The sequence below is a fragment of the Isoptericola halotolerans genome, from assembly GCF_045689585.1.
GTDB lineage: Bacteria > Actinomycetota > Actinomycetes > Actinomycetales > Cellulomonadaceae > Isoptericola > Isoptericola halotolerans_B.
This window is the reverse complement of the sequence record NZ_CP140108.1, coordinates 1,033,708-1,060,473: the sequence shown is the minus strand read 5'-3', so window position 1 is coordinate 1,060,473 and position 26,766 is coordinate 1,033,708. Positions and strand designations below refer to the sequence as shown.

Genomic DNA, 26,766 nt, shown 5'->3' with positions numbered 1-26,766 from the left:
GGAAACTGCGCGCAAGGCCCTACGATGCCTCCATGCCCCGACCGCGAGTCCATGACGAGGCCGTGCGCCGCCGGCTGCTGGAAACGGCGTCCGCCGCCGTGGCCGAGCACGGCACCGCCGGGTTGTCGCTGCGCTCCGTCGCTGCGGCTGCCGGAACCACGACGGCGGCGGTCTACGCGCTCTTCGGCGGCCGCGACGAGCTCGTCCAGGCCGTGGTCGACGAGGGCTTCGGCCGGTTCGCCGCCCACCTCGCCGCGGTCGACCGCACCGACGACCCGGCGGCCGACCTCCTCGCCCTCGGGGTGGCCTACCGGGCCAACGCCCGGGAGAACCCGCACTTCTACCGCGTGATGTTCGCCGGTCGGCCGGAGGGCGTGCCGCCTGACCGTGCGGAGCCCACTTTCGACGTCCTCGTCGCGGGTGTGGCGCGCGCCACCGGGTCCACCCCCGAGGAGGCGACGGTCCGGGCGGGACGGCTCTGGGGCTACGTCCACGGTCTCGTCATGCTGGAGCTCGGAGGCTTCCTGCCGCACGACGGCGACGAGGCGTATGCGGCCGCGCTGTGGGCGGGCCGCTCGATCATCAGGGACTGAGGCACGGCCGGCCGCTTCCCCGCCCGGGCCGCGACGTCGGCCGGGGCCTCGTGGCAGGATGAGAACCCTTCTCATGTAGTCCGCCGGGCTCCGCTCGTCACGAAGGGAACCGATGCGCAGCGACTCCCGCAAGGTGCCCGTGGTCGTCCTGGCCGGGCACCTGGGCGCCGGCAAGACCACGCTGCTCAACCACCTGCTGACCCGGCCCGGTGCGCAGGTCGGCGTGGTCGTCAACGACTTCGGGGACATCGCCGTCGACGCCGGCCTGGTCACCGGGCAGATCGACGAGCCCGCCGCGATCTCCGGCGGGTGCCTGTGCTGCCTGCCGGACGCCGGGGGTCTCGACGACGCGCTGGAGGTCCTCACCGCACCACGCCGGGGCCTCGACGCCGTCATCGTCGAGGCCAGCGGGATCGCCGACCCGGTCACGCTGGCCCGGCTCGTCCGGTTCAGCGGCGTCGAGCGGGTGCGCCCTGGCGGCGTGGTCGACGTCGTCGACGCCGTCGAGCACTTCGACACCGTGGACACCGGCGCGGACCCGCCGGTCCGCCACGGCGCGGCCGGCCTCGTCGCGGTGAACAAGCTCGACCTGCTGGCACCGGACGAGCGCGAGGCCAGGTTCACCCGTGTCCGTGACCGGGTGCTCCGACGCAACCCCCGGGCGCACGTGGTGGCGACGGACCACGGCCGCATCGACCCCGACCTCGTCTACGACGCCGCACAGGACGTCGACCCGCCCGACCAGCTCCCGCTCGCCGCGCTGCTGCGCGGGTCCCGGACGCAGGACCACGTGCACGCCGACGCCGTGAGCGTCCCGGCGCACGGCCCGGTCAGCGCCAGCCGGCTCGTCGACCTCCTGGAGCTGCCGCCGGCCGGTGGTGTCTACCGGATCAAGGGGCGGGTCGCCGTGCGCACCACCCGCGACGTGCGCACGTACCTGGTGAACGTCGTCGGACGGTCGGTGCACGTCGCGACCTCGGTCCCGTCGCCCGGAGTGGAGGGCCTGGTCGCGATCGGGATGCACCTGGACGTCGCCGCCGTCCGCGAACGGGTCACCGACGCGCTGGCGACGAGCGACGTCCCCGACGCGCGAGGGTTCTCGCGGCTGCAGAGGCACCGCCGGCTCAGCCGTTGACCGTCGGCGGGGCCGGGAACGATGCTGCGCCTGCGGCGCGCGTCGGGCAAGATGTGACCGGTCGTGAAGCAGCCGCGGCCGCTCGAGCAGTCAGCGAGGGTGACCGTGAACGACCAATTGACTCATGGCGGCGTCCGCATCGACCCGTCCCGTGCACACTGGGTGATGTGGGGCGAGATCGACGGAGCCGTCCAGCAGCAGGTGGAGGCCGAGGTGGCCGACCACCTTCGCCGGACGGGCGAAGAAACCCTCACGGTGGACCTCGCCGGAGTGGCGTTCATCGACTCGGGAGGCCTGCGCCTGCTCTGCACCGCGGCGGAGGCGAAGCCGACGCCGCCGCGCCTGGTCGGCGCTCCGACGAAGGTCGTCGACCTGCTGAGGATCACCGGCGTCGATACGCTGTTCGTCCTCGACACCTGAGGAGGACGAACGTGGTGCACCAGACTCTTCCCGAGGCGCGATCTCCCCGAGGGTTCCGTGAGGTGCGTTCCTGGCCCCTGCTGGCGGTCGACGAGCTGGCAGGAATCCGCGACGACCTCGGCGCCGTGATACCCGGGAGGCCGGGGACGAGACTGGAGGGCGTGCCGGAGTCCGTGATGTTGGTCGCCAGCGAGCTGGCGACCAACGCACTGAGCTATGCGGGCGAACCAGCACTCGTGCGGCTGTCGGCGCGGGACGGCGAGTACCTGCTCGAGGTGGTCGACCGGGCGACCGACCGCGTGCCCGAGCGGGTCGCGGACCGTCCCTCGGGCCAGGGAGGTTTCGGCCTGCTGCTCGCCGCCCGGCTGGCCGACACGATCGGGTGGTTCCGCACGGCGACCGCCAAGCATGTCTGGGCCCGGTTCACCGTGCGCTGCGGCGTGCACACCCGCGACCAGGCCGAGCCGGCCGTCTGACCGACCCGGTGCGGACCTCCCGCACCCGCCCTCACGACGGCCGTCGCGATCGGTCTGCCGGTCCCGGCGGCGGGGCTGCGTGCACGGCCGACCCGTCCTAGCGTCGGAGCATGAGCCACAAGAACGACGGAACCCGTCGCGAGGCAGCCGGCAGCAAGAGCGCCAAGATCCTCTACCGTCCCTTCGGCCTCGCCGGGTCGATCGTCGGCGGCATCGTGGCGGGGCAGGTGTTCCGGCAGGTTTACAAGCGGGTGGCCCCCGGCCACCCGGACGATCCGCCGACGCCGCTGCAGTCGGAGTACCCGCTCAAGGAGATCGTCCTCGCCTCGCTGCTGCAGGGCGCCGTCTTCTCCGTGGTCAAGGCCCTCATCGACCGTGGCGGCGCGCGCGCCTTCCAGCGGTGGACGGGGGAGTGGCCGGGCGACTGACGCAGCGGGTCGCGGCACCGCCCGGGCGGGATAGGTTGCTGGTGATGCGTCACCCCTCCACCTCGCCCGACGGACCGATCACCCGGGTACCGGGCATGCGCGCCCTGCTGACCATGTCCGCGCTCGGGTTCGCCGGCTATGCGCTCCTCCTGCCCGTCGCTCCGCTGTGGGCGGTGCACGGCGGCGCGGACTCCGGCGGGGCGGGGCTCGTCAACGCCGTCCTCATGCTGGCCACGGTGCTGACCCAGACGATGATGCCGACCGCGCTGCGGCGCGTCGGCTGGCGCCCCACGATGGTCGCCGGCGTGCTGCTGCTGGGCCTGCCCTCCGCGCTGTTCGTGCTGACCGACGCGCTGCCATGGCTGCTCGTGCTCTCGGCCGTGCGGGGGATGGGGTTCGCCGTCCTCACGGTCTGCGGGTCGAGCGCCGTGGCCGCTCTCGTGGACGGGCCGCGGCACGGTCGGGCGATCGGCCTGTACGGGTTGTCGATCGCCATCCCGCAGCTCCTGCTGGTGCCGGGCTCCGCCTGGATCGCCGAGACGCTCGACTTCCCCGTCGTGTTCGCCCTCGGGGCGCTGCCGGCGCTCGCCGCCCCGGCGGCGGCCGTGCTGGGGCGCCGCCTGCAACAGGTCGAGGCCGAGCACGACGAGCACGACGTCGCGGAGAAGAGCGGACCCGCGAGCGCCCGCCGGCGCGGCCTGCTCGGCCTCGCGCTGCCGTCCCTCGTCCTGCTGGCGGTCACCACGCCGGGCGGGGCGCTGCTGACCTTCACCCCGCAGTTCGCCGGCAGCGTCGCGGTGGCCGTGGTGGGCCTGCTCGGGTTCACGGCGGCGACGGCGTTCTCGCGCTGGGCGGTGGGTGGCCCGGCGGACCGGCACGGCCCGCGGGCCTTCCTGGCGCCGCTCCTCGGCCTGTGCGCGGCCGGGCTCGTCGTCTGCGCCTGGGCGATCGCCGACGGCGGTCCACGTGCGGTCGCCCTGGTGCTCGGGATGACGGTCGTGGGCCTGTCCTACGGCAGCCTGCAGAACCTCACGCTGGTGGAGGCGTTCGCCGCGGTGCCGCGCCGCTCCCACCCGACCGCCAGCACGGTGTGGAACATCGGGTTCGACGCGGGCACCGGCCTCGGGTCGCTCGTCGTCGGGTTCGTCGCGGCGGGCACGAGCTTCGCCGCCGGCCTCGCGACGACGGCCGTCCTGTGCGTGGTGGTGGCGATCGCGGTCCTCGTGGCGAACGGGACTCGCGACCGGACGGGCCGGACGGCATGAGCGCCGACTGGCTCGCCGTCGTCGGCTCCGTCGTGGTGTGCGCCTTCTGGACGACGTGGTTCGCGGTGTCGCTGCGCACCGACCGCCGCCGGCTGCGCGACGGGTTCCCCCTCATCGCGTCCGTGTACTCCGCCGGGGGCGTGCTGGCACAGCTGGCGGCGCTCGTGCCGCACGGCAGGGTGCCGACGAGGACCGGCCCGAGGGGTTGGCGATGGCGGAGTGGCTGGTGGCCGAGGGTGTTCCGCGCGACGTGATCCTCGTCGAGGACCGCGCCCGCACCACGCGGGAGAACCTGGCCCTCGGGTGCGCGCTGCTCGACGACGCGGGACTCACCGGTCCCTACCTGGTGGCGACGAACAGCTACCACGCACCGCGGGCCGCCATGGAGGCGATGGACCTGGGGCTCGACGTCCACGCGATCGGTGCGCCGACGGCGGGGTACTTCTACCCCAGCGCGTACCTGCGCGAGTTCGTGGCCGTGCTGCGCCGCCGGCCGGCCGTCCACGTCGTGGTGGTAACGGGCATCGTCCTCGTGAGCGGCCTCGCGAGCGTCCTGACCGTCCTCGGGACGTAGCGGGTCCCTGGCCGTCAAGCCGTCCGGGCGCCGAGCCAGGGTTCGAGGACGTCCCTGCTGCCGAGCCAGCGCAGCCCGCCGTCGTCGACCTCCGCACCGGTGGTGAGCGCCTCGCCGAACGCGTCCAGGATGCGGTCGCGGACCATCCGGGACTCGTCCGGGTCGCCCGCTCCGACGACGAGGATGCGGGTCACGGGCGGTCGGTTGCCGGCGACCTCCTGCCAGGTGCCGAGGTCGGCGACGCACAGGGCTCCGCCGGCGCCGTCCCACAGGCACACCGAGTCCGGGCGGTCCGGGACGTGGAAGACGCCGCGGCTGCGGACGGGCCCGGTGCCCAGGTGCTCGATCTGCTCGAGGAGGCGCTCGGGGTGGAAGGGGCGCCGGGACTTCAGCAGCAGGCTCCAGCTGCGGTCCTGCGGGTCCGTCGCCGCCTGGCGCCCGCGGCGGGCACCGAGCGGGTGGGCCCGGCCCTCGGCGGCGACCGTGTCGTGGCTGCGGGCGGCGAGCTGGGCGACGTCGAGCTCGTGCACGCCGTCGATGCGCTGGCTGTCGCCGGCGCGCAGGCGGTCGACCAGCCCGGCGCCGGTGGGATCGTCGCCGGTGGTGACGACGACGTCCACCTGCTCGAGCTGGGCGGCGAGCGCCTCGCCGAGCGGTCGCTCGTCGTCCTCGGTCAGGGCGAGTCCACGCTCGTCCACGAGGTCGTCGCCGAGGAGGTCGGACTCGACCCGGTCGAGGTCGACGACGGCCGTGGTGGCGGTGAACCGCAACGACTCGAGGATCTCGCCGCGGGCGGTGTAGGTGGCCAGCGCGCGGGCGACGGGCAGCGGCTCTGCGGTCACGGGCAGGGCGAGGACGAGGTCCGTCCAGCGACCGCTCTCGGCGAGCCGCGCGAGCGTGGGCACGGCGTCCTCGCGGACGCTGCAGGACACGCAGGCGTGCTCCAGCTCGACGGTGACGTCCTCGACCACGCCGGTCGCGTCGACGACCACGCGGCGCAGCGCGTCGTCGTCAGGCAGCAGGTCGTGGCGGACGACGACGGCGCCCGGCGACGTGAGCGTCAGGCTCGCGGCGGTGGTGTCGCGCAGGACGGGGTCGGTGCTCACGAGCACGCTGAGCGCGGGCAGGTGGGCGTTCGCGGGCTGGTCCGGTCGGGAATGCACAGCGCCTCCTCGTGTTGAGAATGATAATCGTCTCTGGCACACTCTAGCCCCTAGATGAGAAGTGTTCTCAAAGCGTCGCCCTGTCGCAGGACGTCGCGCCGGAAAGGAAGCCATGTCCGCCCGCTGTCAGGTGCTCGGCACCGTCCCGGGGTTCGGCCACTCGATCTCGCACTCGCACGTGCGGACCAAGCGGCGGTTCAACCCCAACATCCAGAAGAAGCGCTACTGGGTCCCGTCCCTCGGTCGCACCGTCACCCTCCGTGTGAGTGCCAAGGGCATCAAGACGATCGACCGTGACGGCATCGACGTCGTCGTCGCTCGGATCCTGGCACGAGGGGAGAAGGTCTGATGGCATCCAAGGCTGACCTGCGTCCGATCATCAAGCTGCGCTCCACCGCGGGCACCGGCTTCACGTACGTGACGCGCAAGAACCGCCGCAACAGCCCTGACCGGCTGGTGCTGCGCAAGTACGACCCCGTCGTGCGCCGGCACGTCGAGTTCAAGGAGACCCGCTGATGGCCAAGAAGTCGAAGATCGCCGCGAACGAGCGGCGGCGCGAGGTCGTCGCCCGGTACGCCGAGCGGCGCGCCGAGCTGAAGCGGGTCGTCGCGTCGCCGTCGTCCACGCACGAGGAGCGCGCCACCGCCGTGCTGGAGCTGCAGCGCCAGCCGCGCGACGCCAGCGCCACCAGGGTCCGCAACCGTGACGCGGCCGACGGACGCCCCCGCGGCTACGTCGGCAAGTTCGGGCTCTCCCGCATCCGGATGCGTCAGATGGCGCACCGCGGCGAGCTGCCCGGCGTGACCAAGTCAAGTTGGTGAGGGAGACCATGAAGAAGGACATCCACCCGACCTACGGGCCGGTCGTGTTCCGCGACACCAGCGCGGGGTTCGCGTTCCTGACGCGATCGACCCTGGCCGGCGAGACGCCGTCGGGCCCCGGGCGCCCAGCCCGCACGATCGAGTGGGAGGACGGCAGCACCTACCCGGTGATCGACGTCGACATCTCGAGCGCGAGCCACCCGTTCTGGACGGGCGCCGCGCGCGTCGTGGACACCGCGGGTCGCGTCGAGAAGTTCCGCCGCCGCTACGGCGCCGGTGCTGCCGGCGCCGGCGCGGACCGAGGTGCGCGATGAAGGTCCGCGCCTCCCTGCGATCCCTGAAGGACAAGCCCGGCGCCAAGGTCGTCCGGCGCCGTGGCAAGACCTACGTCATCAACAAGCAGAACCCGCGCTGGAAGGCGCGCCAAGGCTGAGGAGCACCCATGGCAGTCCCGAAGCGCAAGATGTCCCGCTCACGCACCCGCAGCCGCCGGGCGCAGTGGAAGGCCGTCGAGCCGGCCCTCGTGCCGGTCGTGGTCGGCGGGGAACGGGTCCAGGTGCCGCCGCGTCTCGCCCGTGCGGTGCGGGAGGGGCGGATCGACCCCCGCTGACGGCGACGGCCCCCTGACCCCGGTCAGGGGGCTATCGTCGTCTGGTGGTCGACGGAGACCGGTCCCGGCTCGTCGCCCGGAGCCAGGAGCTGCGCCGTGTCCACGGCCGTCTTCGCAAGGCCCTTCACGTCACCCGCGCCGCACTGGCCGAGGGCGCTCCCGGCGAGGCCGCCACCCGTGACCTGCTGCTGTACTGCCACGGCTTCTGCGCCCTGGACCTGGACGCCGACCAGGGCGAGGTGCTCGGGCCGCTCTGGCCGTGCCGACCCGGCGGGCGCCGCCCGCCGTGGTGCAGCGAGGCCGGACCCGCCCTAGGTTGGGAAAGACCCGACGACCAGGAGGTTCAGCCATGACCGCAGGCGGCATCATCACGGCCATCATCATCGGGGCCATCATCGGCGCGCTCGGACGGCTGGTGGTCCGCGGACGTCAGAACATCTCGATCATCGCGACGATCCTCGTCGGCATCGTGGCCGCGCTGGTGGGCACGTGGATCGCGAGCCTGATCGGAGTCGAGGACACGGGCGGCATCGACTGGATCGAGCTGGCCTTCCAGATCGGCCTGGCCGCGATCGGCGTCTCCCTCGTGGCAGGCACCTCCGGCAGGAAGGCGTGACCGATGAGCATGACGACCACCGACCACCAGGAGATCCGCTCGTGGGTCGAGGCGCACGACGGCGTGCCCGGCCTGATCGACGCCTCCGGGCTGGGTGACGCCCGTCCCGTCCCGGCCGTCGTCTTCCCGCAGGACGACAGCACCTCGGGCCCCCGTCCGGTCGGCTGGGACGAGTGGTTCGAGGTGTTCGACGCCTCGGGCCTGGCGTTCCGCCACACGGCCGGCGGCCCGCAGGACTCGCCGCCCGTGTACGAGCTGCTCAACCCGTCGACGTAGCGGCTCCGGCACCGGGCGAGCGGATCCACCGGTGAGTCCTACCGCACCGCCGGGGGTGCGGTGGAGTCCCGGACGACCAGGGCGTGGTCGGTCGGCTTGCGGCGCGGGCGTGCCGCGGCGGGCCGGAGGGCGAGCTCGAACGCGGTCGAGCCCATCTCCGACATGGGCAGCCGCGCGGTGGTGAGCGCGGGCGCGAGGTCCTGGGCGACCTGGATGTCGTCGAAACCGGTCACCGACATGTCGCGCGGGACGGCCAGACCACGCTCCCGCAGGACCGACAGGACACCCGTCGCCATCGCGTCGTTGAGGGCGAGGACGGCGGTGGTGGAGGGATGGCGCTCGAGCACCTGGGCGGTGGCCTGCTGGCCGCCCTCGCGGGTGAAGGGCCCGTAGACCACGGGCAGCTCGCCGGGGTCGAGGCCGGCCGCGTCGAGGGCGCTGCGGATCCCCCGCAGCCGGTCGGCCACCGTGTTCAGGTGGCGGGGCCCGGCGACGACGGCGAGCCGGCGGTGCCCCAGCCCGAGAACGTGCGCCGCGACGCTGGCCGCCGCGGCGCTGTTGTCCGGGAGCACGGCGTCGCAGCGCACGTGGTGGCGCCCGATGACGACGGCCCGGCCGCCGGCGTGCTGGTACGCCTCGAGCTCCCGCGCGACATCGTTCTCCATCGCGGGGTCGACGTACCCCGAGCCCGCGACGACGATCGCGCCGACCCGGTGCGCCCGCATGAGGCGGAGCTGTGCCGCCTCGGCCCGCGCGTCGCGCTCCGTGTGGCTGATCTGTACGCTCCACCCCTGCGCGGCGGCCGCGCTGATGACACCGCTCGCGATCTCCGAGAAGTACGGGTCGCCGATCTCGTACACGAGCAGCCCGGCGACGGACGTCGCGCCCCCGGCCAGCGTGCGGGCGTGCGGGTTGGGCACGTAGCCCAGGGTCGCGGCGACCTCCCGGACGTGCGCGGCGACGACCGCCGAGACGCCGTCGCGCCCGGACAGCGACCGGGAGGCGGTGGCGATCGACACCCCGGCCCGCTCCGCCACGTCGACGAGCCGGGGCTGCGGGCGCTCGCCCGCGCCGTCGGGCCTAGGCACCCCGGCCTCGCAGGCGTCGCGACGATCGAGCGTTGATGGGGTCGATGATCACCCGGACGTGACGCTTGCCACATTTCATCTCTGTAGCGTACGGTGATGAAAGCGCTTACCGGAAGCGCTTACGCACATTGGTCGCTCAGACGGCTGCTCACTACGACGAAGTAGGGAGATGTACCCATGTCCACACGGTTGTACCCACGGACCACCCGCCCCACCGCCAGGCGCCGCGCTCTCGCGGCCGCCGCCGGGTTCGCCGCCACAGCCCTGGTGGCCGCAGGCTGCTCCGGCGGCGCGTCGGGCGAGTCCGGCGAGGGGGAGGGCGAGACGGACGACCCGATCGTCGTCGGCATCTCCCTGCCGCTCACCGGCGACTTCTCCGAACCCGGCAAGGGCGTGCAGCGCGGGTACGAGGCCTGGGCGCAGTTCGTCAACGAGGACGGCGGGCTGCTCGGGCGCCAGGTCGAGCTGAAGATCCTCGACGACCAGTCCAGCGCCGACCGCGTGGTCCAGGACTACGAGGCGCTCATCGCCCAGGACGAGGTCGACCTCGTGTTCGGCCCGTTCTCCACCCGGCTCGTGGTCCCCAGCGCCCGGGTCGCCGAGGAGTACGGGATGCTCTTCGTCGAACCCGCCGGCGCCGCTTCCGAGGTCTTCGAGCAGGGGTTCGGGAACCTCTTCTACGCCGCCCCGGCCGTCGCGGGCGACCACTACGACTACCTCGCCGAGTACGTCCTCGACATGCCCGAGGGCGAACGTCCCGAGACCGTCGCGGTCGCCTCGATGGACGACCCGTTCGCCCAGGGCACGGCCTACGGGCTGCGCGACAAGCTCGCCGACGGCGGGCTCGAGATCGTGGTCGACGAGGTCTATCCGCCCAACACGACGGACTTCTCACCCATCGCCGCGAAGATCGACGACTCCGGGGCGGACATGGTCATCGGTGGCACGCAGTACCAGGACGCCGTGAACCTCATCGTCGCGCTCCAGCAGCTCGACTACCAGCCGGAGCTCGCCGCGTTCTCGACCGCCCCGACCAACCCCGAGTTCGCCTCCGCGATCGGTGACAAGACCGAGGGGATCCTCTCGCCGACCGGCTACACGGAGACCGCGAGCTACGAGTCGAACGTCGACTTCGTCGAGCGGTACACCGGGCTGCACGGGAACCCGCCGGGCGAGGACGAGGCGAACGCCTACACGACGGGCCAGGTGGTGGCCGCGGCCGTCGAGGCGGTCGGCTGCGCCGAGCAGGGCGAGTGCCAGCAGGAGCTGGTGTCGTGGCTGCACTCGAACGAGGTCGACACCGTCGTGGGGCCGCTGAGCTGGGACGAGACAGGCAAGCCGCAGGGCGCCCACCTCATCCAGCAGTACGTCGACGGCGAGATCCAGATCGTCCTGCCGCAGGACGCCATGGAGGCCGAGCTCGTCTTCCCGAAGCCGGAGTGGTGAGTCGGTGACCGGGACGCTCCTCTTCCAGAGCCTCGTGCTGGGCGTGCTGCTGGGAGGGCTCTACGCCCTCCTGGCAGCGGGCCTGACCCTGTACTTCGGCGTGATGCGCGTGGTGATGATCGCCCACTCGGCCTTCCTCATCCTGGCCGCCTACCTGGCCTGGTACTTCCACGAGCAGACCGGCATGGACCCCTTGCTGTCGCTGGTCGTCACGGTGCCGCTGTTCTTCGCGGTGGGCGTCGGCATGCAACGGCTGCTCATCACGCGGCTCCGGCCGGTGACGCTGACCATGATGTCGGTGCTGCTGACCTTCGCCGTCGCGCTCTTCATCGAGGGCATGATCGGGTTCGTCTGGGGCGGGACGCAGCGCCGGATCCAGCTGCCCTACTCGGGTGACAGCATCGAGTTCTTCGGTGCGCAGGTCGCCGTGGTCAAGCTCGTCGCGTTCGGGCTCGCTGCGCTGTCCCTCGGGCTGCTGTACCTGCTGCTGAAGCGCAGCCGGTTCGGGCAGGCGCTCCGGGCGACCATCCAGCACCAGGACGCTGCCCAGCTCGTCGGCATCCGCACCGACCGGGTGGCGGGGTACGGGTTCGGCCTCGGCCTCGCGACCGCGGCCATCGGCGGCACGGCGCTGTCGCTCGACGCGACGATCTACCCGTCGCTGCACTGGCACTGGATCGGTCCGCTCATGGCGATCATCGTCGTCGGCGGTCTGGGGTCGATCCCCGGCGCCGCGGTCGCCGCCATGGTGCTCGGCATCGGCCAGAGCATGCTCCAGGTGCCCCTCGGCACCACGTGGGCGCAGACCATCTTCTACGTCGCCCTCTTCGCGACGTTGATGCTGCGGCCCCAGGGATTCTTCGGAGGTCGCCTTGCCCAACGCTTCTGACACCCGGCCCGCCCAGCGCACCACCACCCGTCCGGCGGCCGGCGTCCCGGCCCCGCGACGGCGCACGGGACGGCTGGTGCGGATCGCCGCGCTCGTCGTCGGCGCTGTGCTGGTCCTCGCCTTCCCCACGATGGCGCCCAACGCCTACATCCTGTCCGCCGGCATCGTGGTGCTCAGCTACGCGTGCACCGCGACCGCCTGGAACTTCATGGGCGGGTTCACCGGCTACGTCTCGCTCGGTCATGCGGCCTTCTTCGGCCTCGGGGCCTACGGCACCGGCCTGCTGATCCGCGACGTCGGGCTGTCGAGCTTCGTCGCCTGGGTCGTCGCGGGAGCGCTCGTCCTCCTCGTGACGATCCCCGTGGGCATCGCGGCGCTGCGCGTCCGCGGGGCGTCGTTCGTCATCGTGTCCATCGCGTTCGTCCTGATCCTCCTGCTGGTCTTCCAGGCGTGGGGTTCCTTCACCGGGGGTTCGGACGGTCTCGTCGTCCCGCGCCCCTTCCCCGACCTGCTCCGTCCCGAGCACCACCAGGTCTTCTTCTACCTCTTCGCCGCCCTCCTGGCGGTCATGCTGGTGGCCTGGTGGGCGATCGACCGGTCGCGTTTCGGCACCGGCCTCAAGGCCGTGCGGGAGGACGAGGACAAGGCACAGTCCCTGGGCGTGCCGACGCGCAACTACAAGCTGGTCGCCTACGTCGTCTCGGCGACCTTCACCGGTCTCGCCGGGGGCATGTACGCGCTCTGGTTCGGCGACCTCGACCCGATCTTCCAGTTCTCCATCATGCTCGGCGCCTACATGGTGCTCATGGCACTGCTCGGTGGCGTCCGGCACCTGTTCGGGCCGTTGCTCGGCGCGATCGTCGTCGGCACCGGGCTGGAGTACTTCAAGCTCGAGTTCGGCGACACCCAGTTCCACCTCGTGGCGACGGCGCTGCTGCTCGGGATCGTCGTGCTGTTCATGCCGGACGGCATCATCCCGGCGGTCAGCGCCCTGTTCAAGCGGTTCGGTCCGCAGGACTCCTCCATCCGGGAGGAGACGGCCGCCGAGCTCCTCGAGCGCAACCGGGTGGCTGCCGGCGGCGCCGCCGAGGACGACGGCGCCGGTCCGGGCGGCACGACGCCGGGCACCACGAGGCCGGGCACCCATCCCACCGCCACCGAGGAGGACGGCCGATGACCACCGCCGCACCGCCCCGCACGCGCAACCTCGAGACCGTCGGGCTCACGAAGTCCTTCGGCGGCGTGCACGCCGTGCGGGACGCCACCGTGACGTTCCACCACGGCAAGATCAACGCCCTCATCGGGCCGAACGGGTCCGGGAAGACGACGTTCTTCAACTGCGTGACCGGCATGATCAAGCCGGACGCCGGCACGGTCACGTTCCACGGGCACGACATCACCCGCAAGGCGCCGCACCGGATCGCCCGGGCGGGGATCGGGCGCAGCTTCCAGCTCTGCCGGATCTTCCCCCGCATGACCGTGCTGGACAACATGCTGGTGGCCGTCCGCCGCTCCCGGATGCGCGAGCTGCTCCACGGGGCGCGCAACCCGGAGGAGATCGACAAGGCCCGCGCCCTCCTCACCCGGGTCGGCATCGACCACCTGGAGAACATCGAGGCACGCAACCTGTCCTACGGCCAGCAGAAGCTCCTCGAGCTCGCCGGGGTCCTCATGGGCGACCCCGACACGATCATGCTCGACGAGCCGGCGGGCGGGGTGAACCCGGCGCTCATCGGCCGGATCGCCACGCTGGTCCAGGAGCTCAACGCCGAGGGGCGCACGTTCCTCGTCGTCGAGCACAACATGGAGCTGGTCATGGGCCTGTCCGACCACGTCATCGTGTTCGACCGGGGCCGGCCCATCGCCGAGGGCACGCCCGCCGTCGTGCAGTCCGACCCGCGAGTCCTGGAGGCCTACCTTGGTGTCTGATCAGACCCCCGACGGGGGGACGGAGCTCCTGCTGGAGCTGGACGACATCCAGGCCGGCTACGGCCGCGCCGCGATGGTGCTGCGAGGGCTGACCATCAAGGTCCCGGCCTCGACGGTCGTGTGCCTCGTCGGCCCGAACGGGGCCGGCAAGTCGACCGTGCTGAAGGTCGCGAGCGGCCTGCTGAAGCCGCGGTCGGGTCGCGTCCTGGTGGGGGGCCAGGACGTCACCGGGCAGGGGCCGCAGGAGATGCTCTCCACCGGCCTGGCGCACGTCCTCCAGGGACACAGCGTCTTCCGCGAGATGACCGTGGCGGAGAACGTCATGCTCGGGGCCTACACGGTCCGCGACAAGGAGAAGGTCGCGGAGCGGGTGGCGTTCGTGCAGGACCTCTTCCCCATCGTCGGCGAGCGGTGGAAGCAGCTCGCCGGCCTGCTGTCCGGAGGGCAGCAGAAGCAGGTCGAGTTCGCGCGCTCGCTCATGGTCAGCCCGCGGGTGGTGCTCCTCGACGAACCGTCGATGGGGCTCGACCCCAAGACCACGGCGACGGTGTTCGAGCAGGTCGTGCGCATGCGGGACGCCGGCGTCGCCGTGCTCCTCGTGGAGCAGAACGCGCGCCGGGCGCTCGAGACGGCCGACATCGGCTGCGTGCTCGACCTCGGGCGCGTCCACATCACCGGGCCGGCGCCGGAGCTGCTCGCCGACCCGCAGCTCTCGGAGCTCTACCTCGGCGGCCGGGCGTCGGCGACGAGCGGCGACGGCGCCGCCCGTACCGCGCGCTGACCTCGTCCGCCGCGTACCACCCGTACCTCCCACCGGTGCCCGGTCCCGACCGGGCACCGGTGGGACGAGCCACCACCAGTGTCCGCCGGACGACGTGCCGCGCCGCGGCGGGTGGCAGGACAGCAGTCGGCACAGACCTGATCGACAACGACGTTGAGAGGTGACCCGATGCACCAGCGCACCACACGACCGCCGGTCGACCGGCGGAGCACCACCGAGCACAGACGCTCGCACCCCGCACGCACGGCCGCGGCGGCCGTGGCCGCCGCGCTCGTCGGGACCGTCCTGGTGAGCACGCCCTCCGTGGCGGCCGACCCCGTACCGTTCACCGCGCTGCTCGACTTCGAGCAGTACGAACGCAGCACCCTGGACGGGCAGGACGGCTGGACCGCGTCCACCGCACCGCGCGTCGTCGCCGACCCGCTCGACGCCAACAACCAGGTCCTCGAGTCGGTGGGCGGGGGCCAGCGGGCCTACCGCGCCATCCCGCCGATCGCCGACGGCGACACCGGGACGCTGTTCTTCCGGTTCCTGCGCAGCGGCAGCGTCGACACGTCGTTCGGCATCACCGACGTCGACGCGCCGGCGGACTACCCGAACAGCCGCGCCTACGTGAACAACCAGAACAGCGACGTCATGCTCGTCCGGGACGGCGGCGCCTTCCGCCCGGTCGGCACGTGGTCGCGCGACACCTGGCAGTGCGTGTGGATCGTCGCCGACAACGCCGCGGACGAGGTCACGGTCTACAGCCAGGGCGGACCCTACGAGGAGATCACCCGCCTGCCGGAGGGCGCCGAGCAGCAGTTCGACTTCCGGGAGAACGTCACCGGGGCGCTCGACAGGTTCTTCTGGATCAACGGCTCGAACAGCGCGGGACGCCTCCTGCTCGACGACGTCGCGGTCGACGACTCCGGCGAGAACCTCGCCATCGCGACGGAGAACCCGGGCGACTGCGCCGCCGGCGGGACCGTGCCGGACGCGCCGCTCGTCAACCCGCTGCCCGACCCCACGCCGTCGAGGCTGGGCATCGAGGTCACCGAGCTCGCCCGGCTGCCGGAGTCGCAGACGACCCCCGCGACCGCGGACCAGCGCTTGGTGCGGCACAACCGGATCACGCACCTCGACGAGGTGCCCGACGGGTCCGGCCGTCTCGCGGTACCGGACATGAACGCGAGCCTCTACCTGGTCGACGAGGAGACCGGCGAGCACGTCGAGTACCTGAACGTCCGTGACGAGTTCGTCGACAACTTCCACAACCACGCGGGTCTCGGGACCGGGTTCGGGTTCGTCGAGTTCCACCCCGAGTTCGCCGACAACGGCCTGTTCTACACCGTGCACACCGAGTCGGGCAGCGCGCTGACCGAGGACACCCCGGACTTCCCGGCGTTCGGGGGCACGAACTATCACAGCGTCATCACGGAGTGGACGGCGACCGACCCGGCGGCCGAGACGTTCGAGGGCACGAGCCGCGAGCTGATGCGCGTGCCGTTCGCCGGCCGGGTGCACACCGTCCAGCAGCTCGCGTTCAACCCCACCGTGGCACCGGGCGACCCCGACCACGGGATGCTGTACATCCTGGTGGGCGACGGTGGCAACGGCGTCGGCAACGGCAACCCGCAGGACCTGTCGACGCCGCAGGGCAAGATGTTCCGGATCGACCCGTCCGGGGACGACAGCGCGAACGGCCGCTACGGCGTGCCGGCCGACAACCCGTTCGTCGACACCCCCGGGGCGCTGGGCGAGATCTACGCCGTCGGCATGCGGGACCCGCACCGCATCAGCTGGGACCCCGAGGGCGACCACGCGATGTACCTCGGGCACATCGGCGAGTGGCAGGTGGAGTCCGTCTACGAGGTCGAGGCCGGCGACAACTTCGGCTGGTCCGAGCGCGAAGGGCCCTTCGTCGCCGAGAACCGCCAGATCTTCCCGCTGCCGGCCGACGACGCCGAGCAGTTCGAGTTCACGTACCCGGTCGCGGCCTACGACCACAACCGCGACCCCGGCCAGACCGGGGACGCGGGCGTGGCGCTCAACGGCGGCTTCGTCTACCGCGGCGAGATCCCCGAGCTGCGGGGGCGGTACCTGTTCACCGACCTCGTGCGCGGCTGGGTGCTGTCCACGCAGGCCGACGAGATGCAGCGCAACGACGGCGACCTGGAGGACCTCGCCGAGATCGAGCAGCTGCGGGTGTTCCACGACGGCGAGGAGACGACGTTCCAGGACCTCGTCGGGGACCGGCGCGTCGACCTGCGGTTCGGCGCCGACGCCGACGGCGAGCTCTACCTGGTCTCGAAGGCCGACGGGAAGATCTGGAAGGTGACCGGCGCCCGGCAGGTCGGGGCCTCGTCACCGTTCGCCCTGCCCGAGCTCGCGCCGCACCTCGTCGCGCACTACGACTTCGACCACCCGGTCGCGGGCGCTGCGACGTGGGAGGACGACCAGGGCTGGTCGGGCACGGACATCGAGCTGGTCAACGGCGGCACCGAGATGCGCGTCGCGGACCGGGCGTACCCCGGTGCCGGGGAGGCGCTGCAGACCCAGCAGATGAGCCCGCGGACCCCGTCGAACGACGACTGGAAGGCAGGTGTGTACGACGCTGACGGCGTGGACACGCTGGACGCGTTCGCGGGGACCGACGAGGCGGCCGTCATGGGCTGGTTCAAGCCGACCGGTGACCACCCGGCGCTCAACTCCGGCTCGACGAACCCGGAGGACCGGTACAACGCGGTCGGCCTGGCCGGCGTCCTGACCGGGACGTCCGACGGCCACGCCGTGCGTGCGTTGCTCGAGGTCATCACCGTCGACGGCGAGCTGAGGCTCGTCGCTCTCGGCCGTCGCGTCGACGGGGCCGGCTCGTGGACGTACGCGGCCGACCTGCCGTGGCAGGACATCCTCCAGAAGGGCCGCTGGGTCCACCTCGCCGCGACGTTCGACTTCGCGGGCGGGGAGATGAAGCTGTTCATGGACGGCGAGGAGCTCGAGGGCGACTACACGGCGTCGAACAGCTGGGGCGCGGGTTCCACGTCCCCGACCGACCCGGCGGGCATCAAGATCGGCGGCAGCTACCCGCAGAACACCCGGGAGGCCAACCCGTTCACCGGTCGGATGGACGACCTGATGCTCCTCGACGTCGCGCCGACGACCGAGCAGGTCGCGGCCCAGTACGAGCTGTTCGGCGCCACCGATCCGGAGCCGCCGGCCGAGCCGTCCTGCACGCCTGCCGGGCAGGAGATCACCGACGTGATGTCCGCGGAGGACTGGGCGCCGCGCACGCCGTCCAAGTGGGCGTTCCCCGGTGACGAGGTGGTGCTCACCGAGCCAGGGACGAACCCGAACGACGGTATCCGCCGCCCGTTCGAGTACGCCGTCCTCACCGAGGGGCCGGAGCTCGGGTCGTTCGACCTGTCAGGCCAGGTCCGGCTCGACGCCCCGGCGTCGCTGAACAACCGCGACGTGATCGTGGTGTTCGGTTGGCAGTCGGACACGGAGTACTACTACGCGCACCTCTCGCAGGACAACACGATCTACGCCCACAACGGGATCTTCAAGGTGGACGGTGCCGACCGGGAGCGGATCGACGACAAGTGGGACGGCACCGTCGGTGCGCCACCGGCCGTCACCGACGAGGAGTGGCACGACGTCCGCGTCGTGCGGTGCGTGGACAGCGGTGACGTCGCGGTCTACGTCGACGGGCTCGAGGACCCGCTGCTGACGGCGAACGACTCGACGTTCTCCGAGGGTCGGGTGGGCTTCGGATCGTTCGACAACACCGGCCGGATCCGCGAGCTGACGGTCACGAGCACCCCGACCGACACGACCGGCCCCACGGTGACCGTCAAGGAGGGGGGTGAGTTCACCACCGGCGTCGAGGGCGCCTACAGCATGGTGTCGTTCAAGCTGCACGACGCCGGGAAGGTCGACGGGCTGACCCTGAACGGGGTGGAGAAGGACCTGACGGACGCCGTCTGGTCCGACCTCAACTTCGTCGAGCCTGGCGTCTTCGGTGCCGTCGAGGGGGAGAACACCCTCGTGGTCCGGGACGTCGCCGGGAACACCACCACGGTGACGTTCGTCCTCGACGGCACCGCACCGGAGGCCACCGTGAAGGAGGGGGGCCGGTACACCGTCGGAGGCGACCCGAACTACCGCAAGGTGTCGTTCAAGCTCTACGACGCCGGGAAGGTCGACGGGCTGACGCTGAACGGGGTGGAGAAGGACCTGACGGACAACGTGTGGTCGGACCTGAACGGCGTGAAGCCCGGAAAGTTCGGGGCGGTCAGGGGGGAGAACACCCTCGTGGTGCGGGACGTCGCGGGGAACACCACCACGGTGACGTTCACGCTCGGGAGCTGAGGCCCGAGCCGATCGCCTGGGGGAGCCCCTGGCCGTCCACGGAGGGCCAGGGGTTCTCGGGCGCCATGCCGTCAGCTCCCGGAGGGCGGCCCGCCGAGCTCGGTGCGGGTGGTCAGGTCGAGGACGGCGAATCCGTGCCCCTCGAGGTGCACGGCGTCGGCCTCGAGGCGGCCGCCGCGGGACAGCAGCGGTGTCGCGGCGCCGGCGCCGGGAAGGTGTTGAACCACGGGCGTGCGACCGGGGTTGAGCACGACGGCGAGGCTGCCGCCGCGCAGGTAGGCCATCGGGTAGCCGGTGGCCAGCACCTCGACCGGGGACCCGACGTCGAGCCGGCGGTCCCGGTGTCGCAAGGTGATCAGCTCGCGCACGAGATGCAGCAGCGAGTCGGGGTCGGCGACCTGGTCGGCCACCGTCGGACGGTCGGGCTGGGGGTCCGTCGGCAGGTACGACGACGTCCAGGGAGCGCCCGGGCCCCAGGGCTCGGCCGACAGGTCGCCCCACTGCATGGGTGTGCGCGAGCCGGCGCGGTCGTAGGTCGGCCCGAGCCGGCTGCCCTCGCGCGTCGGTGTCCCTGGGACGTAGCGCATGCCGATCTCGTCGCCGTAGTACAGCGAGGGCATGGCAGGCCAGGTCATGACGAGCACGTGTGCGGCGCGCGCCTGCTCGGCGTCCCGTGCGCCGGCGACGAGGCGTGTGAAGTCGTGGTTCGACGTCGGGAGACCGACCACGCCGCCCCGACCGGCGGTGGTGATGGCCTCGTCGGCCGCCGTCCACGCCGCCACGAACGCCGCGGCGTCTCCCCGGGCCTCGGCGTCGGCCCACGCGGGCACGTCGCCCCAGGTGGGCTGGGTGGTGCCGGCGCCGTTGTTCCACAGCGAGCGCAGCGGCAGGCCGTCGTCGTCCCCGCCGAACTGGAGCAGGAAGTCGGCGTGGAACCCTGCGGGGACTGCGACCTTCGGGTCGCCCCACTCGCTGATCAGGACCCGTCCGGGGTACGAGCGGTCGAGCCAGTCACGCGTCTCGCGCCACAGGCGGCGCGTCTCGACGAGCCCGGGGTCGTCCTTGACGAGCGAGGCCGCCATGTCGACGCGGAAGCCGGCGACGCCACGGTCGAACCAGAACGCCATGATCTCGCGCAGTGCGGCCCGGTTGGCCTGCGGGCCGGGGGCGTCGACGGGCTGTCGCCACGGCTCGGCCGGGTCGAGGCGGGCGTACCCGAAGTTGAGGGCGGGCTGCACGGGGAAGAAGTTGGGGCGGTAGTAGCCGCCGCGTCGGCCGGCACCGGGCTCGAAGCCGTCGACGGGGACGTCGCTCCACACGTACCTGTCGTCGTCCGGGTCGTCGATCGCCGCGCGGAACCAGGGGTGCTGGTCCGACGTGTGGCCGGCCACGAGGTCGAGCAGGACGGCGATGCCGCGGCGTGCCGCCTCCTCGGTGAGGTGCTCGAGGTCGGCGTTGGTGCCGTACCGCGGCGCGATGCGCAGGAAGTCGGCGACGTCGTAGCCGGCGTCGGCGAACGGGGAGACGAAGCAGGGGCTGAGCCAGATCGCGTCGACCCCGAGCCAGGTCAGGTAGTCCAGGCGGTCGGCGATGCCACGCAGGTCGCCGATGCCGTCGCCGTCGGCGTCCGCGAAGCTCTGCGGGTAGATCTGGTACAGCACCGTCCGGTCGAGGCGGTCCGCCAGGTCCGTGACCTGACCGCTGCTGCGGGGTTCCGGGTTCGTGCCGGCCATCGTGCGTGCTCCTTCCTCGGCGCTGATCGCGCCCTCTGTCGTCGCGCCGGGCGGTCCCCGGGAGGCGCGCCTCCCGGGGACCGCCCGCCAGCGGCGGACCGCCGTCGTCACCGACCGTGCGACGGAACCCGATCGGAGGCGGTGAACTCCTCCATCTCCATCAGGGGACGCAGCGAGTCCTCGACCGCGCCGTCGGAGACGTAGCCGCGGACCGAGTCGTCGGCCAGCGCGTTGCCGAGCGCGGCCATGATCATGCCCTGGTCGAGCGCGAGGTAGCGCTCGGAGACCTGCCCGGAGCGCACCGCGACGGCGTCGTAGAACCCGCCCGGACCGTAGGCGTCGAAGTCGCGGGCGATCTTGCGCAGGTTCTTGACCGCCTCCTGCGGGGCGTACCGCAGCGCGAGGAACGAGGCGTGCGGGGTGACGACGCCGTCGCCGTACTCCGTGGGTGCCTCGGAACCCTCCCGGCAGCCCTCGTACGGCTGGTCCACCGAGGTGCGCTCCTGGTCCGAGGTGTACCCGGGACCGTCCATGCCGAGCTGGTCGACGCCGTACTCGCGGTAGCCCCCGGCCGGGTCGTTCGACGGCGAGAAGCCCCAGTAGCCGTAGTCGGCCTCCTGCAGCCCGTGCTCGATCTGCCCCTGCACGTACAGCGGGTGGTTGACGGCCCAGGAGTCCGGGCCCCACTCCTCTTCGGGCACGAACAGCGGCACCATGAGCGCCTCGAACATGCTGCCGCCCCAGGTCGGCACGATGTCCATGCCGCGGTAGGGCAGCGTGCCCTCGAAGACGTCCACACCCAGGTAGCTCTCCCACTGCCCGGACGCGTTCGTCTCCGTCCACGACCAGTCGCAGGTCGGCTCGAAGGTGCGGGCCGGGCCGAAGTAGTGCTCGGCCGGGATCTGTCCCTCGGCGATCCCCAGGTAGGACGCGATGCGCGGCTCGGTGTTGAACGCGCCGTAGTGGTGGCCGGTGTACCAGACGTCGGTGCCCATGCCGCAGTAGTCGTCCGCGGGCAGGTTCGGGTCGTCCTGGTCGGTGTCCCAGAACCCGCCACGGATCTGGTTGACCTCCGGGTCGTAGAAGCAGCCGAAGTCCATCTGCTTGCGCACCGCGTCCGCCTCGTCCGCCAGCGACGGCTCGGCGTGCGCGGCCAGCAGCAGCCCGGTGGCCAGCCAGCCGTTGTCCACGCTGGACAGGAACGGCTCGACCGGGTCGTCCTCGCCCAGCTCGTCGAGCTTGGCGCCCGTGGCCGGGTCGTACCAGTTGTAGAACATGCCGCTCGCGTCGTGCTTCTCCAGCTCGGCCACCGACTCCAACGTCGTGGCCATGCGGTCGCGGGCCTCGTCGTCCTCGATCAGCCCGGTGTCACGGGCGACGACCGTGCTCCACAGGTAGGCGCCGATGTTGGTCGGTGACGTGTACCCGCCACGGCTGTCGGGGCTGAGGTCGCCGCCGATGTTGTCGTCAGGCAGGCCGGTCGAGTCCACCACGAGGGCCTCGAACGAGGTCCACGTGTCCTCGGCCCAGTGCCGGAGCTGGCCGGGCGGTGCGCCGCGGGGCGGGGCCGGGCGGTCGCTGGCGCTCGCCGGGATCATGGCGGTCGCGGCGAGCGCCACTCCGGTGACTGCCAGCGCGGCCACGGTGCTTCGTCGTCTGGTCATGGGTCGTCTCCTCAACGTCGTCGTCGTGCGAAACGTGCGGGGTGCCGCCACCGGGTGCGGTGGCGGCACCCTCTCCCGGGCGCCGGTCAGACGGCCGGGAGGCTTCCGGTGCGAGCCACCTCCCCGAGCCAGGCGAGGCTCGGCTTGGCAGTGCGCACGAACGTGCTCCGGTCGACGGCGATCAGCCCGAAGGTCGGGCGGAAGCCGGACATCCACTCGTAGTTGTCGAGCAGCGACCAGTGCAGATAGCCCTCGACCCGGCAGCCGTTCTCCATGGCGCGGGCCATGGAGGCCAGGGCGTCACGGGTGTAGTCGATGCGGCGGGCGTCGTCATCGGTGGCCATGCCGTTCTCGGTGACGAGCATGGGCACGCCGCCGGTGATGCGGTGGGAGTACTCCAGGGCCTCGCCGAGGGCCTGCGGGTAGTACTCCCACCCGGTCAGGGTGCGCTCGACGTCGTCGCCGAACGGCACGGGCTCGCCGTCGGGCCCGATGATCGTGCGCAGGTAGCTCTGCACGCCGACGAAGTCGTCGTCGCGGGCCACCTCGAGGAAGAAGTCCTCGCGTGGGTAGGCGTACGCGTCACGCGCCTCGTCCGCCCCGGGGGCGGCCTGGAACACCTGGTTGGCGATGGACCAGCCCGCGCGCACGTGTCCGAGCCCGTGGAGGAGCTCGACGGCGCGGCGGTGGGCCTTGGCCTGGACCTCGGACGCCTCCTGGTCGGGGGCGGCCAGCCCGGCGGCGTCGAGGTTGGTGCGGCGGCTCGCGCCCAGCATCATCGAGGTGATGTTGGGCTCGTTGATGGTGACGACCTGGTCGACGTCGTCGAGGATCGTCGCGACCGTCTCGACGTACCGGGTGTAGGTGTCCACGGCGTCCGGGGCCAGCCATCCGCCGCGCTCCGCGAACCAGCGCGGCAACGTGAAGTGCAGCAGGGTGACGATCGGCGTGACGCCGGCGGCCAGGCAGGTGTCGATCATGCGGCGGTAGTGGTCGAGCTGGGCGCGGGAGACCTCCCCCTCGGCGGGTTCGATGCGCGCCCACTCCACGGAGAAGCGGTAGGCGTTCAGGCCGGCGCCGGCCAGCAGGCCGATGTCCTCGCCGTAGCGGTGGTAGCTGTCGACGGCGTCGCCGGAGCTCTCGGCGCACAGGGTGCCGGGCTGGTGCTCCTTGGCCCACCAGTCGCTGTTGACGTTGCCGCCCTCGATCTGGTGAGCCGCCGTGGAGGCGCCCCAGCGGAAGTCGGGGGCGGCGGGCAGCGTGATCGCGTGGGTCACGGGGGTGCTCCTTACTTGATGCCGGTGGTGGCGATGCCCTGGATGATGCGGCGCTGCAGCACGAGGAAGACGACGAGGATCGGCGTGACGATGACGGTCGCGCCGGCGAGCAGCAGCCCGTACTGCACGGTGTTCTGGCCGGTGGAGTACAGGGCGAGGGCGACGGGCAGGGTGTACATGTCGGCGGACTGGACCGCCACGAGCGGCCACAGGAAGTTGTTCCAGGACCCGAGGAAGGTCAGGATCCCGAGCGTGGCCAGCGCCGGGCCGGTCTGCGGCAGCACGATGCGGAAGAAGGTGCGGAACTCGCCGGCACCGTCGACCCGCGCGGCGTCCAGCAGCTCGTCGGGGATGTCGAGCATGAACTGGCGCATGAGGAACACCCCGAACGGGGCGGCGAGGAACGGCAGGATGAGCGCCGCGTAGGTGTTGATCAGGTCGAGGTTGGCCACCAGGACGAACAGCGGCACGAAGGTGATGGTGCCGGGCACCATGAGGGTGGCCATGATCAGCAGGAAGAGTGCCCTGCGGCCGGGGAAGTCGATCTTGGCCAGCGCGTAGCCGACCATCGCGCTGAACAGGACCGCCCCGACGGTCACGGCGAGCGCCACGATCACGGAGTTCAGGAAGAACTGCGGGAAGTTCAGCCGGTCGAAGAGCGCGGTGTAGTTCTCCAGCGTCACGTCCTGCGGGATGAGCGTCGGTGGGAACTGGCGGATCTCGCCCTCGGGCTTGACCGACGACAGGACCATCCAGATCAGGGGGCCGAGCGAGGCGACGAGCCCCACGAGCAGCGCGCCGTTGAGCAGCAGCGCGCGAGGGGTGAACAGGCGACGTCGATCACCGCGCGTGTGCTGCTCGGATGCGGCGTCCGGCGCGGCGTCGGTCGCCGCCGGGGGCAGGGGTGTGGTGGTCACGGGTGCTCCTCTCGCTGCCCGGTCAGTTCTTGGGCCGCAGCAGGCGGAACTGGGCGAAGGACAGGATCGCGATGGCGACGAACAGCAGGTAGCTCATCGCGGCGGACAGGCCGTAGTCGCCGAACCCGAACTGGTTGTAGATCTCGTAGGCCACGGAGTTGGTGGCACCGAGCGGGCCTCCCTGGGTCATGACGAACGGTTCCTCGAAGAACTGCAGGTAGGCGATGCCGGTCATCACGGCGCAGAACAGCAGCGTCGGGCGCAGCAGGGGGACGGTCACGGACCGGAAGGTGCGCACCGCTCCGGCACCGTCGAGGGCCGACGCCTCGTACAGGTCCTTGGGGATGCCCTGCAGCCCGGCCAGGAGAATGACCATGGAGAAGCCGAGGTTGCGCCAGACGGCGAGCATGATGAGAGACGGCATCGCCCAGGTGGGGTCGGTGAGCCAGTCGGGCCCCTCGATCCCCACGGCGCCGAGCACGGTGTTGACGAGCCCGAAGTCGGGCTGCAGCAGGAAGCGCCAGACGACGGCGACCGCGACGATCGAGGTCACCACCGGGGCGTAGAACCCGACGCGGAACACCGACCGGAACCAGGTGAGACCCGAGTTGAGCAGCGCGGCGAGCAGCAGCGCGATGCCGAGGGTGAGGGGCATCGCCACCCCCACGAAGTAGACGGTGTTGCCGGCGGCCTGCTGGAACTGCGGGTCGGTGACCGCCGTGACGAAGTTGTCGAGGCCGAGGAAGTTCACCGCCAGCGGGGACCGGAGGTCGGCGCCGCGCATGTCGGTGAACGCCATGTACAGCGAGGCGCCCACCGGCAGGATCATGAAGACGGCGAACAGGACGGTGAACGGCAGCGCGAACCCCCAGGCCGCGTAGCCGCGCCGGCGGCGTCGGGCGCTCTCCGGGCGGCGGCCACGCGTCGCGGGACGACCGGAGACCGGTCGGGCCTCGGTGCTCTGGGCCACGGCTCAGCCCAGCCCGGTGCCGACGGAGTCGGCGGCGTCCTGCATCTGCTGGGCGGCCTCGGCGGGCTCGAGCTGGCCGTTCACGACCTGCTCGATGATGAGGTTCAGCTCGTGCTCGATCTCGGACCAGGTGGGCAGTGCCGGTGTGGAGCGGGCGGTCTCGAGCGCCTCGCCGTAGACGACGAGCGACTCGTCGCCGGCCAGCGTCTCGTCGTCCCAGGAGGCCTGGACGGCGGGCAGGTCGTGGGAGATCTCGAACCAGTCGACCTGGACGTCGGGTTCGGTGGCGAACTCGACGAACTTCCAGGCGGCGTCGGGGTTGGCGGCCTCGGCGGTCACGGCGAGGTTGGAGCCGCCGATGAACGAGGCGGCCTGCTCGTCGGCGGGCAGGGCGGTGACGGCGAACTTGTCCGCGAAGTCGTCACCCGCGGTGGTGAGCAGGTTCGAGCGCTCCCACGGTCCCGACACGAACGCGCCGAGCTCGCCGTCGATGAAGTCCTGGACCTTCTCGTCCTCGACGAGGCTCTGCGGGGCCAGCCCGTCGGCCATGAAGGAGGAGTAGTAGCCGAGCGCCTCGACCTGGGCGTCGTCCGCGAGCGTGAACTCGCCGGCGTCGTCCATGATCTCGCCGCCGGCCTGCCAGTAGAAGGGGAAGTACATGAGCGCGGTGCCCTCGCCGTTGGTCTGCAGAGCGATGCCGTGCTCGGCGCCCGCGTCCTGCATCCCGGCGGCGAACGCCGTGAGCTCGTCCCAGCTCTGCGGCTCGTCGACGCCGGCCTGCTCGGCGAGATCGGTGCGGTAGTACAGGACCCGGGTCTCGACGTACCAGGGGACGCCGTAGGAGGTGCCGTCGACGACGGTGGTCTCCCAGGCGCCCGGGAAGAAGGCCGACGAGTCGATGCTGTCGGGCGTCTCGGCCAGCCCGTCCAGCTCGACGAACCCGCTCATCAGGGTGGTGCCGGCCTGCAGGACGTCAGGGACCTCGCCGGTGGCCATCGCGGTGTTGATCTTCTGGACCGCGGAGTCCCAGGGCACGGGCGTGACCTCGACGGTGACGTCGGGGTTGTCGGCCTCGAACTGCTCGGCCAGCTCGGGCAGGAGCTCGCCCTCGGTGCCCATGGCCCAGACCTCGACGGTGCCGGAGGCGGGGCCCTCGGAGATCTCGGTGTCGGTCCCGCTGTCGGAACCGGCCGAACCGGTGTCGTCGTCGTCGCGTCCGCAGGCCGTCAGCCCGAGCGTGAGGACGAGTGTCGAGGCGGTCGCCGCGGCGGCGCGGCGTGCGGTGCTGTTCACGGTCACTCCTTTGTCGATCCGTCGAAATTTCGGAACGTGATCTCGAAAT

Annotated in this window: 30 protein-coding genes; 22 read left to right on the top strand and 8 right to left on the bottom strand. The window is 71.8% G+C overall.

Features of this window, described 5'->3' with window-relative positions:
• The first annotated feature begins 32 nt into the window (after positions 1-32).
• From UQW22_RS05020 to UQW22_RS04990, 7 genes are all read left to right on the top strand, one after another.
• Complete coding sequence (locus tag UQW22_RS05020) at positions 33-593, top strand: TetR/AcrR family transcriptional regulator (RefSeq protein ID WP_407319780.1); 561 nt, start codon at positions 33-35, stop codon at positions 591-593.
• Between the two features lie 112 nt (positions 594-705).
• Positions 706-1,728, top strand: coding sequence for a CobW family GTP-binding protein (locus UQW22_RS05015; RefSeq protein ID WP_407319779.1), 1,023 nt, complete (start codon positions 706-708; stop codon positions 1,726-1,728).
• A gap of 99 nt (positions 1,729-1,827) precedes the next feature.
• Positions 1,828-2,148 carry an STAS domain-containing protein gene (locus UQW22_RS05010; RefSeq protein ID WP_407319778.1) on the top strand — a complete coding sequence of 107 codons (321 nt, stop codon included), beginning with the start codon at positions 1,828-1,830 and terminating at the stop codon, positions 2,146-2,148.
• A gap of 62 nt (positions 2,149-2,210) precedes the next feature.
• Positions 2,211-2,624, top strand: coding sequence for an ATP-binding protein (locus tag UQW22_RS05005; protein ID WP_407319777.1), 414 nt, complete (start codon positions 2,211-2,213; stop codon positions 2,622-2,624).
• A gap of 110 nt (positions 2,625-2,734) precedes the next feature.
• The gene (locus UQW22_RS05000; RefSeq protein WP_407319776.1) at positions 2,735-3,052 is read left to right on the top strand and encodes a DUF4235 domain-containing protein; all 318 of its coding nucleotides are present in this window, start codon (positions 2,735-2,737) and stop codon (positions 3,050-3,052) included.
• A gap of 44 nt (positions 3,053-3,096) precedes the next feature.
• Positions 3,097-4,317 (top strand): MFS transporter, encoded by a 1,221-nt coding sequence (locus tag UQW22_RS04995; RefSeq protein WP_407319775.1) that lies wholly within the window; start codon positions 3,097-3,099, stop codon positions 4,315-4,317.
• 37 nt (positions 4,318-4,354) lie between these two features.
• The gene (locus UQW22_RS04990) at positions 4,355-4,891 is read left to right on the top strand and encodes a YdcF family protein (protein ID WP_407319774.1); all 537 of its coding nucleotides are present in this window, start codon (positions 4,355-4,357) and stop codon (positions 4,889-4,891) included.
• A gap of 14 nt (positions 4,892-4,905) precedes the next feature.
• On the opposite strand, the gene UQW22_RS04985 is transcribed toward UQW22_RS04990, so the two are convergent.
• Complete coding sequence (locus UQW22_RS04985; protein WP_407319773.1) at positions 4,906-6,054, bottom strand: GTP-binding protein; 1,149 nt, start codon at positions 6,052-6,054, stop codon at positions 4,906-4,908.
• A gap of 112 nt (positions 6,055-6,166) precedes the next feature.
• Here UQW22_RS04985 and rpmB point away from each other — a divergent pair, with 112 nt between their 5' ends.
• Genes rpmB through UQW22_RS04940 form a run of 9 tightly spaced genes read left to right on the top strand, consistent with a single transcriptional unit; the run spans position 6,167 to position 8,377 of the window.
• Positions 6,167-6,403 (top strand): 50S ribosomal protein L28, encoded by a 237-nt coding sequence (gene rpmB, locus UQW22_RS04980; RefSeq protein ID WP_171781800.1) that lies wholly within the window; start codon positions 6,167-6,169, stop codon positions 6,401-6,403.
• Positions 6,403-6,570 carry a 50S ribosomal protein L33 gene (gene rpmG, locus UQW22_RS04975; RefSeq protein ID WP_407319772.1) on the top strand — a complete coding sequence of 56 codons (168 nt, stop codon included), beginning with the start codon at positions 6,403-6,405 and terminating at the stop codon, positions 6,568-6,570. The genes rpmB and rpmG overlap by 1 nt, the downstream gene beginning before the upstream one ends.
• Complete coding sequence (gene rpsN, locus UQW22_RS04970) at positions 6,570-6,875, top strand: 30S ribosomal protein S14 (protein ID WP_407319771.1); 306 nt, start codon at positions 6,570-6,572, stop codon at positions 6,873-6,875. Before rpmG ends, rpsN begins: the two co-directional genes overlap by 1 nt.
• 8 nt (positions 6,876-6,883) lie before the next feature.
• Positions 6,884-7,189 (top strand): type B 50S ribosomal protein L31, encoded by a 306-nt coding sequence (locus tag UQW22_RS04965; RefSeq protein WP_407319770.1) that lies wholly within the window; start codon positions 6,884-6,886, stop codon positions 7,187-7,189.
• The gene (gene ykgO, locus UQW22_RS04960) at positions 7,186-7,308 is read left to right on the top strand and encodes a type B 50S ribosomal protein L36 (protein WP_171781804.1); all 123 of its coding nucleotides are present in this window, start codon (positions 7,186-7,188) and stop codon (positions 7,306-7,308) included. The genes UQW22_RS04965 and ykgO overlap by 4 nt, the downstream gene beginning before the upstream one ends.
• 9 nt (positions 7,309-7,317) lie before the next feature.
• On the top strand, positions 7,318-7,485 hold the full coding sequence (gene rpmF, locus UQW22_RS04955) for a 50S ribosomal protein L32 (protein WP_407319769.1): 168 nt from the start codon (positions 7,318-7,320) through the stop codon (positions 7,483-7,485).
• A gap of 44 nt (positions 7,486-7,529) precedes the next feature.
• Positions 7,530-7,838: a hypothetical protein gene (locus UQW22_RS04950; RefSeq protein ID WP_407319768.1), complete on the top strand. Its 309-nt coding sequence runs from the start codon at positions 7,530-7,532 to the stop codon at positions 7,836-7,838.
• Positions 7,835-8,101, top strand: a complete 267-nt coding sequence (locus tag UQW22_RS04945) for a GlsB/YeaQ/YmgE family stress response membrane protein (protein ID WP_407319767.1) — start codon at positions 7,835-7,837, stop codon at positions 8,099-8,101. The genes UQW22_RS04950 and UQW22_RS04945 overlap by 4 nt, the downstream gene beginning before the upstream one ends.
• 3 nt (positions 8,102-8,104) lie before the next feature.
• On the top strand, positions 8,105-8,377 hold the full coding sequence (locus UQW22_RS04940) for a hypothetical protein (protein ID WP_407319766.1): 273 nt from the start codon (positions 8,105-8,107) through the stop codon (positions 8,375-8,377).
• A 38-nt stretch (positions 8,378-8,415) separates the two neighbouring features.
• On the opposite strand, the gene UQW22_RS04935 is transcribed toward UQW22_RS04940, so the two are convergent.
• Positions 8,416-9,465: a LacI family DNA-binding transcriptional regulator gene (locus tag UQW22_RS04935; protein WP_407319765.1), complete on the bottom strand. Its 1,050-nt coding sequence runs from the start codon at positions 9,463-9,465 to the stop codon at positions 8,416-8,418.
• A gap of 177 nt (positions 9,466-9,642) precedes the next feature.
• Between UQW22_RS04935 and UQW22_RS04930 the strand changes: the two genes are divergently transcribed.
• The 6 genes from UQW22_RS04930 to UQW22_RS04905 all read left to right on the top strand — a co-directional run bounded on the left by UQW22_RS04930 (position 9,643) and on the right by UQW22_RS04905 (position 18,863).
• On the top strand, positions 9,643-10,911 hold the full coding sequence (locus UQW22_RS04930) for an amino acid ABC transporter substrate-binding protein (protein WP_407319764.1): 1,269 nt from the start codon (positions 9,643-9,645) through the stop codon (positions 10,909-10,911).
• A 4-nt stretch (positions 10,912-10,915) separates the two neighbouring features.
• Entirely contained in the window at positions 10,916-11,800 is an 885-nt protein-coding gene (locus tag UQW22_RS04925; RefSeq protein ID WP_407319763.1) for a branched-chain amino acid ABC transporter permease, read from the top strand.
• Entirely contained in the window at positions 11,784-12,977 is a 1,194-nt protein-coding gene (locus tag UQW22_RS04920) for a branched-chain amino acid ABC transporter permease (RefSeq protein WP_407319762.1), read from the top strand. Before UQW22_RS04925 ends, UQW22_RS04920 begins: the two co-directional genes overlap by 17 nt.
• Complete coding sequence (locus UQW22_RS04915) at positions 12,974-13,729, top strand: ABC transporter ATP-binding protein (RefSeq protein ID WP_407319761.1); 756 nt, start codon at positions 12,974-12,976, stop codon at positions 13,727-13,729. The genes UQW22_RS04920 and UQW22_RS04915 overlap by 4 nt, the downstream gene beginning before the upstream one ends.
• Positions 13,722-14,510 (top strand): ABC transporter ATP-binding protein, encoded by a 789-nt coding sequence (locus UQW22_RS04910; protein ID WP_407319760.1) that lies wholly within the window; start codon positions 13,722-13,724, stop codon positions 14,508-14,510. The genes UQW22_RS04915 and UQW22_RS04910 overlap by 8 nt, the downstream gene beginning before the upstream one ends.
• A gap of 168 nt (positions 14,511-14,678) precedes the next feature.
• Positions 14,679-18,863, top strand: coding sequence for a PQQ-dependent sugar dehydrogenase (locus UQW22_RS04905; RefSeq protein ID WP_407319759.1), 4,185 nt, complete (start codon positions 14,679-14,681; stop codon positions 18,861-18,863).
• Positions 18,864-18,934: 71 nt separating this feature from the next.
• Here UQW22_RS04905 and UQW22_RS04900 read toward each other — a convergent pair whose 3' ends face one another.
• The 6 genes from UQW22_RS04900 to UQW22_RS04875 all read right to left on the bottom strand — a co-directional run bounded on the left by UQW22_RS04900 (position 18,935) and on the right by UQW22_RS04875 (position 26,717).
• Complete coding sequence (locus tag UQW22_RS04900; RefSeq protein ID WP_407319758.1) at positions 18,935-20,596, bottom strand: alpha-amylase family glycosyl hydrolase; 1,662 nt, start codon at positions 20,594-20,596, stop codon at positions 18,935-18,937.
• Positions 20,597-20,703: 107 nt separating this feature from the next.
• On the bottom strand, positions 20,704-22,260 hold the full coding sequence (locus tag UQW22_RS04895; protein WP_407319757.1) for a glucoamylase family protein: 1,557 nt from the start codon (positions 22,258-22,260) through the stop codon (positions 20,704-20,706).
• A gap of 86 nt (positions 22,261-22,346) precedes the next feature.
• Positions 22,347-23,537: a glycoside hydrolase family 1 protein gene (locus UQW22_RS04890; protein ID WP_407319756.1), complete on the bottom strand. Its 1,191-nt coding sequence runs from the start codon at positions 23,535-23,537 to the stop codon at positions 22,347-22,349.
• A gap of 11 nt (positions 23,538-23,548) precedes the next feature.
• On the bottom strand, positions 23,549-24,454 hold the full coding sequence (locus UQW22_RS04885; RefSeq protein WP_407319755.1) for a carbohydrate ABC transporter permease: 906 nt from the start codon (positions 24,452-24,454) through the stop codon (positions 23,549-23,551).
• A 22-nt stretch (positions 24,455-24,476) separates the two neighbouring features.
• Entirely contained in the window at positions 24,477-25,424 is a 948-nt protein-coding gene (locus UQW22_RS04880; RefSeq protein ID WP_407319754.1) for a carbohydrate ABC transporter permease, read from the bottom strand.
• A 3-nt stretch (positions 25,425-25,427) separates the two neighbouring features.
• Complete coding sequence (locus UQW22_RS04875) at positions 25,428-26,717, bottom strand: extracellular solute-binding protein (RefSeq protein WP_407319753.1); 1,290 nt, start codon at positions 26,715-26,717, stop codon at positions 25,428-25,430.
• Between the last annotated feature and the right edge of the window lie 49 nt (positions 26,718-26,766).

Coding starts and splice junctions, on each gene's coding strand:
- UQW22_RS04905 (WP_407319759.1), top strand. CDS start 14,679: ATGCACCAGCGCACCACACGACCGCCGGTCGACCGGCGGAGCACCACC.
- UQW22_RS04915 (WP_407319761.1), top strand. CDS start 12,974: ATGACCACCGCCGCACCGCCCCGCACGCGCAACCTCGAGACCGTCGGG.
- rpmB (WP_171781800.1), top strand. CDS start 6,167: ATGTCCGCCCGCTGTCAGGTGCTCGGCACCGTCCCGGGGTTCGGCCAC.
- rpmG (WP_407319772.1), top strand. CDS start 6,403: ATGGCATCCAAGGCTGACCTGCGTCCGATCATCAAGCTGCGCTCCACC.
- UQW22_RS04965 (WP_407319770.1), top strand. CDS start 6,884: ATGAAGAAGGACATCCACCCGACCTACGGGCCGGTCGTGTTCCGCGAC.
- UQW22_RS04895 (WP_407319757.1), bottom strand. CDS start 22,260: ATGACCAGACGACGAAGCACCGTGGCCGCGCTGGCAGTCACCGGAGTG.
- UQW22_RS05020 (WP_407319780.1), top strand. CDS start 33: ATGCCCCGACCGCGAGTCCATGACGAGGCCGTGCGCCGCCGGCTGCTG.
- rpmF (WP_407319769.1), top strand. CDS start 7,318: ATGGCAGTCCCGAAGCGCAAGATGTCCCGCTCACGCACCCGCAGCCGC.
- UQW22_RS04940 (WP_407319766.1), top strand. CDS start 8,105: ATGAGCATGACGACCACCGACCACCAGGAGATCCGCTCGTGGGTCGAG.
- UQW22_RS04945 (WP_407319767.1), top strand. CDS start 7,835: ATGACCGCAGGCGGCATCATCACGGCCATCATCATCGGGGCCATCATC.
- rpsN (WP_407319771.1), top strand. CDS start 6,570: ATGGCCAAGAAGTCGAAGATCGCCGCGAACGAGCGGCGGCGCGAGGTC.
- UQW22_RS05000 (WP_407319776.1), top strand. CDS start 2,735: ATGAGCCACAAGAACGACGGAACCCGTCGCGAGGCAGCCGGCAGCAAG.
- ykgO (WP_171781804.1), top strand. CDS start 7,186: ATGAAGGTCCGCGCCTCCCTGCGATCCCTGAAGGACAAGCCCGGCGCC.
- UQW22_RS04900 (WP_407319758.1), bottom strand. CDS start 20,596: ATGGCCGGCACGAACCCGGAACCCCGCAGCAGCGGTCAGGTCACGGAC.
- UQW22_RS05015 (WP_407319779.1), top strand. CDS start 706: ATGCGCAGCGACTCCCGCAAGGTGCCCGTGGTCGTCCTGGCCGGGCAC.
- UQW22_RS04930 (WP_407319764.1), top strand. CDS start 9,643: ATGTCCACACGGTTGTACCCACGGACCACCCGCCCCACCGCCAGGCGC.
- UQW22_RS04995 (WP_407319775.1), top strand. CDS start 3,097: ATGCGTCACCCCTCCACCTCGCCCGACGGACCGATCACCCGGGTACCG.